11 protein-coding genes are annotated in these 13151 nt (G+C 69.9%); 7 read left to right on the top strand and 4 right to left on the bottom strand.

The window, feature by feature from the left end; genetic code table 11:
• Positions 1–2 precede the first annotated feature (2 nt).
• Positions 3–1661 (bottom strand): aa3-type cytochrome oxidase subunit I, encoded by a 1659-nt coding sequence (gene ctaD / locus ABEA10_RS44320; RefSeq protein ID WP_345474642.1) that lies wholly within the window; start codon positions 1659–1661, stop codon positions 3–5.
• A 159-nt stretch (positions 1662–1820) separates the two neighbouring features.
• On the opposite strand from ctaD, the gene ABEA10_RS44315 reads away from it, so the two are divergent.
• Both ABEA10_RS44315 and ABEA10_RS44310 read left to right on the top strand, forming a co-directional pair.
• The gene (locus ABEA10_RS44315; protein WP_345474640.1) at positions 1821–2705 is read left to right on the top strand and encodes an alpha/beta fold hydrolase; all 885 of its coding nucleotides are present in this window, start codon (positions 1821–1823) and stop codon (positions 2703–2705) included.
• Positions 2706–2728: 23 nt separating this feature from the next.
• Positions 2729–3529 carry a MerR family transcriptional regulator gene (locus tag ABEA10_RS44310; protein ID WP_345474638.1) on the top strand — a complete coding sequence of 267 codons (801 nt, stop codon included), beginning with the start codon at positions 2729–2731 and terminating at the stop codon, positions 3527–3529.
• A gap of 69 nt (positions 3530–3598) precedes the next feature.
• On the opposite strand, the gene ABEA10_RS44305 is transcribed toward ABEA10_RS44310, so the two are convergent.
• A complete protein-coding gene (locus tag ABEA10_RS44305; protein WP_329235279.1) occupies positions 3599–4009 on the bottom strand; it encodes a phage holin family protein in 411 nt (136 codons plus the stop codon).
• Positions 4010–4359: 350 nt separating this feature from the next.
• Here ABEA10_RS44305 and ABEA10_RS44300 point away from each other — a divergent pair, with 350 nt between their 5' ends.
• Together ABEA10_RS44300 and ABEA10_RS44295 are read left to right on the top strand one after the other, a co-directional pair.
• Positions 4360–5229 (top strand): DMT family transporter, encoded by an 870-nt coding sequence (locus tag ABEA10_RS44300; RefSeq protein ID WP_345474635.1) that lies wholly within the window; start codon positions 4360–4362, stop codon positions 5227–5229.
• A gap of 62 nt (positions 5230–5291) precedes the next feature.
• Entirely contained in the window at positions 5292–6818 is a 1527-nt protein-coding gene (locus ABEA10_RS44295) for an MFS transporter (RefSeq protein ID WP_345474633.1), read from the top strand.
• Positions 6819–6890: 72 nt separating this feature from the next.
• Here ABEA10_RS44295 and ABEA10_RS44290 read toward each other — a convergent pair whose 3' ends face one another.
• Positions 6891–8423 carry an MFS transporter gene (locus ABEA10_RS44290; protein ID WP_345474631.1) on the bottom strand — a complete coding sequence of 511 codons (1533 nt, stop codon included), beginning with the start codon at positions 8421–8423 and terminating at the stop codon, positions 6891–6893.
• Positions 8424–8670: 247 nt separating this feature from the next.
• On the opposite strand from ABEA10_RS44290, the gene ABEA10_RS44285 reads away from it, so the two are divergent.
• Together ABEA10_RS44285 and ABEA10_RS44280 are read left to right on the top strand one after the other, a co-directional pair.
• On the top strand, positions 8671–9609 hold the full coding sequence (locus ABEA10_RS44285) for an RNA polymerase sigma-70 factor (RefSeq protein ID WP_345474629.1): 939 nt from the start codon (positions 8671–8673) through the stop codon (positions 9607–9609).
• A 71-nt stretch (positions 9610–9680) separates the two neighbouring features.
• Positions 9681–11462 carry a hemerythrin domain-containing protein gene (locus tag ABEA10_RS44280; RefSeq protein WP_345474627.1) on the top strand — a complete coding sequence of 594 codons (1782 nt, stop codon included), beginning with the start codon at positions 9681–9683 and terminating at the stop codon, positions 11460–11462.
• Here the strand turns inward: ABEA10_RS44280 and ABEA10_RS44275 are convergent.
• Entirely contained in the window at positions 11409–12416 is a 1008-nt protein-coding gene (locus ABEA10_RS44275; protein WP_345474625.1) for an alpha/beta hydrolase family protein, read from the bottom strand. The two genes, ABEA10_RS44280 and ABEA10_RS44275, sit on opposite strands and share 54 nt — an antisense overlap.
• Positions 12417–12580: 164 nt before the next feature.
• Between ABEA10_RS44275 and ABEA10_RS44270 the strand changes: the two genes are divergently transcribed.
• On the top strand, positions 12581–12952 hold the full coding sequence (locus ABEA10_RS44270) for a MerR family transcriptional regulator (protein ID WP_345474739.1): 372 nt from the start codon (positions 12581–12583) through the stop codon (positions 12950–12952).
• Positions 12953–13151: the final 199 nt, after the last annotated feature.

The following is a 13151-nucleotide window of genomic DNA, read 5'->3' as shown; positions in this document are numbered from 1 at the left end:
GCCTATTCTCTGGTTTCGCTCTGGAGATACGGATAACGCTGGTCGATGGCCGGCCGCTCAGAGCGGATCCGGGCGAGGGAATGGAAGTTGTGCCTGGGCGGCGGGCACGACGTGGTCCACTCCAGGGACGCCCCGAACCCCCAGGGGTCGTCCACGTCCACGGTGGGCGCCCTGCGGTGGGTACGCCAGACGTTCCACAAGAACGCGAACGTGGAGGCGCCGAGGATGAAGGCTCCGATCGAAGAGATCATATGGTACACGGCGAAGCTTTTCGGGTAGTCGAAATAACGCCGGGGCATCCCGATCGCTCCGAGCCAGTGCTGGATCAGGAAGGTCATCTGGAACCCGATGAACAACGTCCAGAAGTGAACCTTCCCCCACTTTTCACCGAGCATCTTTCCGGTCATCTTCGGCCACCAGTAGTAGAAGCCCGCGAACGTCGCGAACACGACGGTGCCGAACAGCACGTAGTGCATGTGCGCGACGACGAAGTAGGAGTCGGTGAGGTGGAAGTCCAGTGACGGAGACGCCAGGATCACCCCGGTCAGACCGCCGAGCAGGAACGTGACCAGGAACCCGACGGCGAACAGCATCGGAGTGTCCATCCGCAGGTGCCCCCGCCACATCGTCCCCGTCCAGTTGAAGAACTTGATCCCCGTCGGGATGGCGATGAGGAACGACATGAACGAGAAGAACGGCAGCAGCACCTGGCCGGTCGCGAACATGTGATGAGCCCACACCACCATGGACAGCCCGGTGATCGCGATGGTCGCACCGACCATGCCGATGTATCCGAACACCGGTTTGCGGGAGAACACCGGGATCACCTCGGTGATGATGCCGAAGAACGGCAACGCGACGATGTAGACCTCCGGATGGCCGAACCACCAGAACAGGTGCTGCCACAGCATCGGGCCACCGCTGGAGGGGTCGTACACGTGCGCGCCGAGCTTGCGGTCGGCCTCGACGACGAAGAGCGCCGCGGTGAGCACCGGGAACGCCATCAGCACCAGGATGGCGGTGAACAGGCTGTTCCAGGTGAAGATCGGCATCCGGAACATCGTCATGCCCGGTGCGCGCATGCCGATGATCGTGGTGATGAGGTTGACGCTCGTCATGATCGTGCCTGCACCGGACAGGATGAGCCCCATCGCCCACAGATCACCGCCGACGCCCGGCGAGCGGACCGAACCGGCCAGCGGCTGGTAGGCGAACCAGCCGAAGGCCGCCGCCCCGTCCGGAGCGATGAAGCCGGCCAGCACGATGAGGCCGCCGAACGCGAACAGGTAGTAGCTCAGGGTGTTCATCCGGGGGAAGGCCACGTCGGGCGCGCCGATCTGCAGGGGCACGAGCACGTTGGCGAACCCGGCGAACGTCGGGGTGGCGAACAGCAGCAGCATCACCGTGCCGTGGATGGTGAACAGCTGGTTGTAGGTGTACGCGCTGACGAGATGCAGGCCCGGCCGTACCAGTTGGGCCCGGATGAGCATCGCCATCAGGCCACCGGCGAGGAAGAAGGCGAAGGACGTGGTCAGGTAGAGGTATCCGACCATCTTGTGGTCGGTCGTCGCCAGCACGTTCCCGATCCGCCGGCCCAGCGAGTGCCGGGCGAGAACCTCCCCCGTGGGCGTCCGGCTCGGCTGCTCCTCGACTGAATCCATACCGTCCTCCCCCGCGGACGCCGAACGGGGGACCGGCCACTGGAGGTCTTTCCATCCACGCATGCGCGAAAACAACCTCCTGGCCGTGCCGCCGTCGTGAACGTCACGTCGCCGTGGAGGTTGACCCTGACGCAGGGTCAACGTTCCAGCATGGTCGGCATGACCAGGAAGACCGGTGCGACGGGCTTCCCCGGAGCGCGCACGTCGTACGGCGACGGAAAGCAGAACGGGAGAGGCGACAGGACGATGCGGCACTTCACGGTCCACCATGACGGCGTGGAGATCCCGGTGACCCGCGGCGGCCGGGGACGACCGGTGGTCCTGTGCCCGGGGCTGAACTCGACCCAGGCCGACCTGCGCGAACTGACCGAGCTGTTGCGACGCGACCACGACGTGGTCACCTTCGACCTGCGCGGCCACGGCCTCGCCTCGGCCGCCGACCGGTACACCTTCGAGGCGTTCGCCGGCGATCTGGCCGCCGTGCTGGCGGAGCCGAAACTGGATCTGGACGCGGCGCCCGTGCTGGTCGGCTACTCGCTGGGCGCGGACCTCGCCGTGCACCACGCCTCCGAACATCCGGGCGGCGTCGCCGGACTCATCCTCATCGACGGGGCGAACCCGGTGCCCGAACCGTTCATCACCGAGGACGTGCTGCCGGAGTTCCGCGCCATGTGGGAGGACATGGCGACGCGGCAGGAGGCGGAGCGTGGCACCGCGCGTCAGGTGCTGCTCACCGCCCAGGAGATTCTCGACCTGAACGTCGAGATCGATGCGGTGCGGTCCGGGATCCTCGAGCGGTACCGGAAGATCGACCGGCCCATCAGCATGATCATGTCGACCTCGATGGCCGGCGACGGCGACGAGGGACACGCGCCGCGGCTCAACCGGAACTGGCGTGCCGGCGTCGAACGGCTTGTCCGCGAGCAGCCGCGCATCGCCACGTTCTGGCTCGATGCCGACCACCGGCTGGTCTTCACCCACGCCCCGGAGATCGTCCGGATCATCCGGAGCGCGGCGGGCGCGGTCGGCCGGGCGACTCCTTGAACGCCCCATAGGAGACTGGTGCGATGCTGACCATCGGTGAGCTGGCGTCGTACGCCGGAGTGACGGTGCGCGCGGTGCGGCACTACCACGCCAAGGGATTGCTGCCGGAGCCGCAGCGGGACCGCTCCGGCTATCGAAGGTACGACGCCGACGCCGTGATCGAGCTGATCAAGATCCGGACCCTCGCCGAGGCCGGGGTCCCGCTGGCGCGGGTGCGGGAGCTGCTGCAGGCCGGCGAGGAGGAGTTCGCCGCGGCGGTCGCGGACATCGACCGGCGGCTGCGGGCCGAGATCCGGCAGCGGCAACGTCACCGGGAGCAGATCGCCCGGCTCGCCTCCGGGGACAACCTGGCGCTGCCGGCGGAGGTGGTCGAGTATCTCGACCGACTGCGGGCGCTCGGGCTCGACGAGCGGATCGTCCAGGTCGAGCGCGACGGCTGGATCCTGCTGGCCGCGCACTCTCCCGAGCGTGTCCCGGAGTGGATCTCGCGCAAGCGGGAGCAGATCGCCGACCCGCGGCTCATCGCCTTCTACCGCACCCTGGGCCAGGTTCTCGACCAGGCCACCGACGATCCACGGCTGGTCGAGCTGGCCGACGTACTGGCCGCCTACATGACGCAGATGGCCGAGGAGAAGGGCGAGGACTATGTCGGCGACGTCGACGTCGAGCCGACGATGGTCAGGCTGATGGACGCACTGGCGTTCGACACCGTGCCGCCGGCCCGCCGGCTGATCGGGCTGCTGAAGAGGCGAGGCTGGAGCGGCTGGACCAAGCTCGAACGCGTGGGCCCTCCAGGGTCCGCTGAAGGGACGGACGAAGCGTGAAGCCGGGCGACATCCTCGTCGAGGACCGGGCAGTCCTGGGCGGCAGAGTCTCCAGGGCGGCGTCGACGGCTACTTCCCTGCGCCCTCGGTGATCGCCTTGGCGTCGGCTTTGACCCGCTCGGAGGTGTCCTTGGACACCAGCGGGAACGCCCGGCGCAGCTTTCGCCGGCCCATCAGGGCCAGGACGCCGCTCGCCGACAGCATCGCACCGCCGACGATGAGCGCCGCCGCCCAGGTCGGCAGTTCGGTCGCCACGGCCGCGATCACCCCGGCGACGACCGCGCCGGCGCCGTAGACCGCCAGCGCCCCGGCACCGCCGAACAGCATCGCGCCCATGCCCGCGCGGCCGGCCTTGGTCAACAGCTCTTCGCGTACGAGGGTGACCTCCTGGCGCACGAGCCGCGACGTCTGACTCGTCACCCGCTCCAGCAGCTCGGCGATCGTCATATCACCCGGCGGCCTGCGTTCTGGCTCGGTCATCGATGTTCCCCGCATCCTGCCCCTGAGCCTGACCAGTCCGTGTCGCCGGGCCGGGGCCGACGTGACGACGCCGTCGAGACGGACCTACCCGCGACTGGTTAGCCCGTGGTTCATGGGTACGGCAGCGGACGATCAAGTAGATCTCCTGCCTCTCCCCCGTGCCGGTGGCGACGGCTCGTACGCGCCGGGGCCGCCGGTACCGGGTGCTTGGGCGTTGTCGCAGGCGGGAAGTGTGAAGGCAGGACGGCGGGGGCGGTGGCTTCGCCCTTCGGGGAAGAAGAACGCGCAGCGGGCCGAGGCGCTTGCCGGCGGCGCGATGACCGACCGAAGCGGGTCCCCCGGAGGGCTGGATGATCTTCGCTATCGCGCTTGCGGCGGCGGGCTTTCTGGGGCTGGGGTTCGTCGCTCAGCAGCACGCGGCGTATCGGGAGCCGTTGGGGCGGATGCTGCATCCGTCGCTGCTGCTCGACCTGGTCCGCCGGCCGCTGTGGCTGGGGGGTCTGGCGGCGATGCTGTGCGGTCAGATCCTGGGGGCGGTGGCGCTGTCCGGCGCCGATGTGGCCAAGGTGGAGCCGCTGCTGGCGACGAACCTGGTGTTCGCGCTGGTCATCGGACGTATCGTCTGCAAGGAGTACCTGTCGTGGAACGAATGGCTGGGAGGAGTCCTGGCCTCCGGCGGCGTGGCGATGTTCCTCGTACTGGGCCGGCCGCACGGGGAGCTGCCGGTGGAGCCGACCTCCGCCCGGTGGCTCGCGGCCGGGGCGGTCGCGCTGGTCGCGGTCGTGCTCGTACGGGCCGGCTGGGGGTCCTCGCTCCAGGTCAAGGCGATGCTGCTGGCATCGGCCGCCGGGATGTTGTTCGGTGTGCAGGACGCGCTCACCCGGGGTCTGCTGCTGAGACTGGAGCACGGGCTGAGCGCGATCGCCGCGAGCTGGCAGCCGTACGCTCTGGTGATCGTCGCGATCTGCGGTCTGCTGCTGGCCCAGTCGGCCTTCGACGCGGCGCCGCTGCGGGTCTCCCTGCCCGCGGCGACCGCTGCCGAGCCGCTGACGGGCATCGCGCTGGGCGTGGTGGTCTTCAGCGAACGTCTGCGGCTCAGCGCCGGCGCGCTGGCCGGGGAGATCACCGGTCTGGCCATGATGGTGGGCGGCATCGTGATCCTGGGCCGGTCGCCGTATCTGGTCAAGCGCGCGAACGACGCGCCGGACCCGGAGACCTGATCGCGGTGATCGTTTGACCTGCGTGCCGGTGTGGGAGAAGACCTCGCGGAAAGGTCTGGTCCATGGCGGCGTCGGCGGAGCATCGGTACACCGGCCTGCTGCGCGGCGCGGTCGGCTGGGCGAAGGCGCGGCTGCTGGCCATCGTGGGAGGCCCGGCGCGCTTCCAGGTGATCGCGATCCTCGCCTGCGTGCTCGCACTCGACGCCGCCGACAAGGGCACCATCGGCGCCGTCGCACCGGAGCTCAGCACCGGCCTGGGCATCTCCGACACCCAGCTGGGATCGCTGACCGCGGTCTCCTCGGGGATCGGCGCGGTCGCCGCTCTGCCCGTCGGCGTGCTGACCGACCGGATCAACCGGGTCAGGCTCCTGGCGGCGAGCATCGTCGTCTGGTGCGCCGCCATGGTGGCCGGTGGTCTCGCCGGCTCGTTCCTGTGGCTGCTGCTGTCCAGGCTGGCGCTGGGTGCGGTCAGCGCGACCGCCGGACCGACGCTCGCCTCGCTGGTCGGCGACTACTTCCCGCCCGCGGAGCGAGGCCGCATCTACGGCTTCATCCTCAGCGGTGAACTGCTCGGCGCGGGATTCGGGCTGCTCATCGGAGGCAATCTGGCGCACCTGCTGAGCTGGCGGGCGGCGTTCGGGTTCCTCGCGCTGCTGGGGCTCGCCCTGGCGTACGTGATCACGCGGAGGCTTCCCGAACCCGCGCGCGGCGGGCAGAGCCGGCTGCGACCCGGCGAGACCGAGCTGGAGCCGGACGCACAGGCCCACGGAGAACCTCCCGGTGGCGAGCAGGGCACGGCCTCGCGGCGGGACGATCCGGCACGGTCGAGGTTGGAGACGCGCGGCGTCGAACCCGACCCCGACCTGGTCCTGCGGCGTGATCCTGCGCGGTTGTCGATGTGGGCGGCGGCGCGCTACGTGCTGCGGATTCCCACGAACGTCGTGCTGATCGTGGCCTCCGCGCTCGGCTATTTCTTCTTCTCGGGCCTGCGGACGTTCGGTGTCGTCTTCGTCATGCGGCACTACGGCCTCACGCATGCGGTCGTCAGCGGTTTGGCGCTGGTCATCGGTGCCGGGGCGCTGGCAGGCGTGCTGACCGGCGGGCGGGTGGCCGACTGGCTCATCCGCCGCGGGCACATCAGCGCCCGCGTGCTCGTGCCCGCGGTGGCCTACCTGCTGACCGCCGGACTGTTCATCCCCGGGCTGCTCACCACCGGGGTGGCCGTCGCGGCACCGGTGTTCGTGGCCGCCGCCGCTTCGCTGTCCGCGGCGAACTCACCGCTGGACGCGGCGCGGCTCGATGTCGTGCACTTCCGGCTGTGGGGACGTGCCGAGAGCGTCCGTACGTTCCTGCGCATGGGCGCAGAGGCGATCGCCCCGGTGGCGTTCGGTTTCACGGCCGACCGGCTGGGCCATGGCGGCAAGGGAGGCGCACGCGGCCTGGAGTACGCGTTCCTGGTCATGCTGGCGCCGCTGATCGCGAGCGCCGCGATCCTTTTTCGCGGGCGTCGTACCTATCCCCGCGATGTCGCCACGGCCGCCGAGTCCGAGCGTGTGACGGCCGGAGCGAACGGCCCGCGATCTCCCTGACCGCCCGTCGGTTCGAGAGGCGCCTCGGCCGAATGGCTTCAAGCCTTGGGCGGTCAGGAGTGCGGGGCGTCGCTACCGTGCGGCCGTGGCCCGCTCGGACGGCTCCCGGACAGTGGCGTCTCCGGGGCGGGTCAGCGGGCCGGGTCGCAGCAGCGCGCCGCAGATGACGGCGCCGGCGGCGAAGATGCCGGCACACCACCAGAACACCGTGGTGTAACTGTGGATCGCCGCGAGCTGGACCAGCCGCGGCGTCGGCCGTCCGTACGAATGGTCGGCCAGGTAACCGGCGGCGGCGCTGGCCGCGACGGTGTTGAGCAGCGCGGTGCCGATCGAGCCGCCGAGCTGCTGCCCGGTGTTGATGCTCGCCGAGGCCACCCCCGCGTCGTACGGCGCGACGCCGAAGGTGCCGGTGGCGGCCATCATGCCGAAGATGAGGCCCATGCCGGCGCCGGTCACCATGAGCGGCCCGAGCAGCGCCGACGCATAGCCCGAGTGCACGCCGATCCTAGTCAGCCAGACCATGCCGGCCGCGTTGAGCAGCATGCCGGCGATGACCATCGGCTTGGGGCCGATCCGCGGCATCAACCTTATGTTGCCCAGATTGGCCACGGTGCCGCTGAGCGCCACCATCGGGAGCATGGCCAGGCCCGAGACGACCGCCGAGTACCCCAGGGTCACCTGCATGTAGTAGATCAGGAACAGGAAGACGCCGAACGTGCCGGCCCCGCTGATCAAGACGGTGAGGTAGGCCCCGGCACGGTTGCGGTCGAGCACGACGCGGGGCGGCAGCAGCGGGTGCGCGGTGCGCGACTGCCATGCGGCGAATGCGATCAGCAGAGCGACGCCGACGACAAGAAAGCTCCAGGTCGAAGGCGTGTGCCAGCTGTGGGTCGCGGCGTTGGAGAAGCCGTAGACCAGGCAGAGCATCCCGCCGGACACCGCCACCACGCCCGGGACGTCCAGCCGGCCGCCCGGCGTCCTGTGCTGCCGGCCCAGCAGCAGCGCCCCTCCGGTGATCGCGGTCGCCGCGAAGACCAGGTTGACGTACATGCACCATCGCCAGGACAGGTAGGAGGTCAGCGCACCGCCGAGCAGCAGCCCCAGGCCACCGCCGGCGGCGGCGACCGCGCCGTAGACGCCGAACGCCTTGGCCCGCTCCTTCGGGTCTTTGAAGGTCGTGGCCAGCAGCGACAGGGCGGACGGCGCGAGCAGTGCGCCGAAGACCCCCTGGCAGACGCGCGCCGTCACCAGCATCGAGAAGTCGACCGAGGCACCGCCGACGGCGGAGGCCGCCGCGAAGCCGACGAGCCCGGTGAGGAAGGTGACCTTGCGGCCGATCAGGTCGGCCAGCCGCCCGCAGAACAGCAGCAGGCTCCCGAACGACAGCGCGTACGCGGTCACGACCCACTGCCTGTCGGCGGCCGTGAAATTCAGCGCCCGCTGCGCCGACGGCAGCGCGAGGTTCATCACGGTCAGGTCGAGGACGACCATGAGCTGGGCGGCGGCGATGACGGCGAGGATCAGCCACCGTCTCGGATCCCCGGCCGCCGTCCCGGCCGCCTCGGGGCCCGGCCCGGTCGCCGGGAGTGCGCTGCGTGCTGCCACAGTCATCTCCTTGTCACATTGAACGGATCGAGGCACAGGGCATCACTTCGCGGTCCCCTGCCTTTTCCCAGCCGCCGGGTGCCGCGATCGTTCGCCGCGGCGTCCTGACGAACACGAGACGCCGGCGGCCCGATCCCTGTGACAGCGCGCTTTTGTGACGTGGACCACCGGCCGTGGGTGTCACAGAACGGCCGGGCCCGGCGTCTTGTGCGTGGCAGGGCTGAGAGCGAACGGGCGGGAGCCGGGCATGAGCGAGCGAACCATGGGCAGGGCCGAACCGATCGATGGTGCCGGCCGCGTGGATTCGGTGGACTCCGCCACCGAGGCGTTCGTCGCCCACCGCAACCTGCTGTTCACCGTCGCCTACGAGATGCTCGGTTCGGCCGCCGACGCCGAGGACGTCCTGCAGGAGACCTGGCTGCGCTGGGTGCGTGTGGATCTCGACACCGTGCGGGAGGAGCGGGCCTTCCTGGTGCGGATCGTCACCCGGCAGGCGCTGGACCGGCTGCGTGCGCTCGGCCGGCGCAAGGAGGCCTATGTCGGGCCGTGGTTGCCCGAGCCGTTGCTGACCGCGCCCGACGTGGCCGATGACGTCGAGTTGGCCGACAGCGTCTCGATGGCGATGCTGCTGGTGCTGGAGACCCTCGGGCCGGTCGAACGGGCGGTGTTCGTGCTGCGCGAGGTGTTCGACCTGGACTACGACGAGATCGCCGAAGCCGTCGACAGGAGCCCGGCCGCCGTTCGCCAGATCGCCCACCGGGCACGGGCGCACGTCGCCGCACGCCGGCCACGCGGCACCGCCTCCCCGGCCGAGACCCGAGCCGTGCTCCAGGCCTTCCAGCGAGCCGTCGAAACCGGTGACCTGCAGGGCCTGCTCGACGTCCTCGCCCCGGACGTCGTCGCCCTGGCCGACGGCGGCGGAGTCAAACATGCCCTGCTGCGGCCCATCGTGGGCGCGGACAAAGTGGCCCGCCTGCTGGCGATCCGCTGGTGGAAACGCGACGCCGAAAGGTCGGTCGAGCCGGTGCAGGTCAACGGCGGCCCGGGACTGCTCGTCCGCGTCAACGGGGAGATCGACGGCGTGCTGGCGGTGCGGGTCGAGAACGGCACCGTCACCGGCCTCTACCACGTACGCAATCCGGAGAAGCTGTCGCGTGTGGAGCGGGAGACCGCCGTGAGCCGCTGAGGCCCGAACGACCGGGAGCCGGGTGCACGCCGAAGGCTCATAGGCCCTGTTCGTCCGGGTAGGTCTAGTACATGACCTGCCTTGGCCTGGCGGATTCCGATGATCGATCGTTGATCTGCGTGCTGAGCCGTGATCATGAACGCATCATGGGTCTGCTCATGCGGCTGCCCGCGGCACGTGAGGCAGGGCGCCGGCGGGTGGTCGACCAGGTGACCGGTGAGCTGATCAGGCACGCCGTGGCCGAGGACATGTACCTGTACCCGGCGATCCACGCGAGCGTGCCGGACTGGGCCATCGACATGGCCAAGGAGACCGGGGCCCACACCCGGATCGAGCGGCTGCTGGCCACCCTCGCCGCCACCGACACGGCCGACGTCGCCTTCGACGCGCTGGTCACCGACCTGCTGTGGGAGGTGGACGGGGAGATCATGCACGAAGAGATGGACGTGTTCCCGCTGCTGACCATGTGCGTCGACCCGCAGATGCTCATCGACCTCGGCGAACAGGTCCAGGCGTTCAAGACGACCGCGGTCGTGGAAAAGACCCCCGACACCGGCCTGAGCATCCGTTACGGCGAGCGGGTGCTGCAACGCTGGGGACTCTCCGGGCACGGAGACGGCGAAGCCACAGCGGGCACGCCCCGTGAGGACGGCACGGTGCAGACGCCGGTGGCATCAGTGGTCTCCGCGAACGCGGTCCGTGCCGAGTTCGACAGGGCTTTGCGGGAGCAGGCGGCGTTCCGCCGGATAGCGGTGCTGGTCGCGCGTGGCGGGCCGCTGCCGCAGGTCTTCGCCGCCGTCGTCGGGCAGATCGGCCGGCTGCTCGACACCGACTGCGTCATCATCAACCGCTTCGAATCCGATCACACCACCACGGTGGTCGGCCACTGGACCCGACCCGGCAGGCCCAACTTCGTACCGCCCGCGGTACCGAGCCGGCGGATCGCCGACGGCTCCGTGGCGGCGGCGGTGGCGCGGAGCGGACGCCCGGGACGGATCAACGGGCACGTCGACACCGAGAGCGAGGTCGGCGTACGGCTCCGTGACGGCCCGGTCACGTCCCTGGTCGCCTGCCCCATCATGGTCAAAGGACGTGTGTGGGGCACGACGGTCTCGCTCGGCTGTGGTCCGCAACCGGCGAACACCGAGGCACGCATGCTCCAGTTCATGGTGCTGACCAGCGCCGCGATCACCAACGCCGAGACCGACGCGGAACTGCGTGCCTCCCGCGCCCGCGTCCTCAACGCCGCCGACGCGGCCCGCAGCCGCATCGAACGCGACCTGCACAACAGGCTGCAACAGCGCCTCATCTGCCTCAGCCTGGAACTACGCTCCGCGCAGGACGCCCTCACCCCCGAACAGGACGCCCTCAAGGGACAACTGGCCCGTACGGCTCAGGCGCTGACGAACGTACTGCAGGATCTGTGGTCCATCTCGCGAGGGCTGCACCCGGCGATTCTGTCCCGTGGGGGGCTGAAGGCCGCCCTCAAATCACTGGTGCGCCGCTGCCCGATACCGGTCGAGCTTCATGTGCACGTCGGCAGACCCTTGGCCGAGCCCCTCAAGGTGGCGGTCTACTACATCACCTGTGAGGCGCTGAGCGCCGCCCTCGCCCACACCGATGTGAGCGCCATCCGCCTCGACCTGCTCGTCGGCAAGCACACCGTTCGCGTCCTCATCCACGATGACGGCGCCATGGCGACCAGCGCCACCGACGCCGACGTCGACTGCGAAACGGGCCCGATCAACCTCGGCGACCGCGTCGAGGCGCTCGGCGGGAAGATCTGGACCACCCGCGAGTCAGAGGGCAACCGCCTGCTGATCACCATCCCCCTGTACCCCGGGACCGCCTGACCTGGATTCGATCCGCCCCCGTGGCGTGGCGCTCTGGGACAGAGCCTTGCGCGCCGCCGACCAGGCGGCGTCCTCGATGCCGAGCGCATGGCGAAGGTAGGCCCACGTGACCCGCTGGATCAGGGCGACGCGCTCGGGATCTTCGTCCGTCGTCTCCTGGACCTCGTAGCCCGCGATCCCGCCGAGCGAGTGTTCCGCCCCGAACAGAGTGAACAGGCTCTTCTCCCCCGGGCTCAGCAGGTACGGGTCGGCCATCCAGTCCGGTCCGCGGACGGTCAGCCGGTGCTTGCGCGGAGTGTCGTCCCGATCTCCCACGACCACCAGCGCCGGCGTGGTCATGTACGCGAAGTTCGGGTTCATGAACGGGAAGTGCTCGGCCGCGAACGGTGTCAGGTTGGCCCCGCCCTCACCGGCCGTGGCGAACAGCACGCCGGCCTTGACGCGCGGGTCGGACAGGTCCTCTTCCCTCTTGGTCTCCGGGTCCAGGACGCGCAGGCCCAGCAGATTGCCCGCCGTCTGGCCGCCGAAGGAGTGTCCGGCCGCGGCGATGCGGCTCCGGTCGAGGCGGCCACTGAGACCGGGTACGGCGGCTTCCAGCAGATCAAGCCGGTCGAGGATGCGTTTCAGGTCCTCGACGCGGAACCGCCACAGCCGCGGTCTGCGGCGATCGTCCTGGGCAAGGCCCACGGTCCTGGAGTCGAGGTGGGTGGGCTGGATCACCACGAAGCCGTGAGCGGCCCAGAAGTCGGCCAGGGGGCCATAGCCGTGCAGCGACGAGCCGAAACCGTGGGAGAAGACGATGACCGGCAGTTCGCTCCCGGTCGTCGGCGCGGAGACCCTCACCTGCAGGTCCTCGCCGCGGCCCGGCGCCTCCAGCGTCACCGGCTTCACCGAGACGACGGGGGTGGGCGCGGTGAGGGCCACCTCCGTCGTCGCCATGTCTGATGCGGTCATGGAGCGTTTCCTCCAGCTGTTTCGCGGTGGGTGTGTGGTGTCGCGCTCGCGTGGTGTTGTCGAGCCGCGGGGTACCGAGGGCGTGAGGCCCACGTGAGATACGCTAAAACCTGACGTTGACGTCAGAGGCAAGGAATGTGGTCCGAGTCACGTCGGAGGGCATGGTGCGTATCGGCGAACTCGCCACCAGGGCAGGCGTCAGCGTTCGGGCGCTGCGCTACTACGAGGAGCAGAACCTGCTCGCCGCAGAACGCAGCCCCAGCGGCCAGCGGCACTATCCGGACGGCGCGGTCGATCGCGTCCGGCTGATCCAGCAGCTGTACGCCGCCGGGGTGACGAGCAGGTCGATCGCGGATCTGCTGCCGTGCGTCGTGGACGGTCAGGCCACGCCGGAGCTGCTCGACCGGCTCTCCGCCGAGCGGGACCGCATCGACCGGCAGATCGGCGACATGGTGAGCGCCCGAGACCGGCTGGACACCGTCATCGCCGCGGCCACCGCGAACTGGCGCACGGGCCAACGCTGCCGACCCGAGTGACCGGTGTCCGTGGCCGTGACCGATGCCCTGTCGGCGCGCGGCCCGATCGAGCACGAGTTCGGCCGCGGCTTCAGGAGTCCTGGGCCTGGTCTTCGCCGTACGCCTCGGCGAACACCGAGAGCGCGGCGTCCGGCGCTGTCGCGTGGGACCCTCGCCTGGCCGGAGGCAATTGATCTTTCCCGGCTGTGGCCTTCTTCCT

The sequence above is a fragment of the Actinoallomurus oryzae genome, assembly GCF_039541955.1.
Lineage (GTDB): Bacteria > Actinomycetota > Actinomycetes > Streptosporangiales > Streptosporangiaceae > Actinoallomurus > Actinoallomurus oryzae.
The sequence above is the reverse complement of the archived record's forward strand: the minus strand, read 5'-3'. Positions and strand labels throughout refer to the sequence as shown.

What these genes read in the sequence shown, in the direction of transcription:
- ctaD (WP_345474642.1), bottom strand. Translation starts at nt 1,661, where the DNA reads ATGGATTCAGTCGAGGAGCAGCCGAGCCGGACGCCCACGGGGGAGGTT.
- ABEA10_RS44315 (WP_345474640.1), top strand. Translation starts at nt 1,821, where the DNA reads ATGACCAGGAAGACCGGTGCGACGGGCTTCCCCGGAGCGCGCACGTCG.
- ABEA10_RS44310 (WP_345474638.1), top strand. Translation starts at nt 2,729, where the DNA reads ATGCTGACCATCGGTGAGCTGGCGTCGTACGCCGGAGTGACGGTGCGC.
- ABEA10_RS44305 (WP_329235279.1), bottom strand. Translation starts at nt 4,009, where the DNA reads ATGACCGAGCCAGAACGCAGGCCGCCGGGTGATATGACGATCGCCGAG.
- ABEA10_RS44300 (WP_345474635.1), top strand. Translation starts at nt 4,360, where the DNA reads ATGATCTTCGCTATCGCGCTTGCGGCGGCGGGCTTTCTGGGGCTGGGG.
- ABEA10_RS44295 (WP_345474633.1), top strand. Translation starts at nt 5,292, where the DNA reads ATGGCGGCGTCGGCGGAGCATCGGTACACCGGCCTGCTGCGCGGCGCG.
- ABEA10_RS44285 (WP_345474629.1), top strand. Translation starts at nt 8,671, where the DNA reads ATGAGCGAGCGAACCATGGGCAGGGCCGAACCGATCGATGGTGCCGGC.
- ABEA10_RS44280 (WP_345474627.1), top strand. Translation starts at nt 9,681, where the DNA reads ATGACCTGCCTTGGCCTGGCGGATTCCGATGATCGATCGTTGATCTGC.
- ABEA10_RS44275 (WP_345474625.1), bottom strand. Translation starts at nt 12,416, where the DNA reads ATGACCGCATCAGACATGGCGACGACGGAGGTGGCCCTCACCGCGCCC.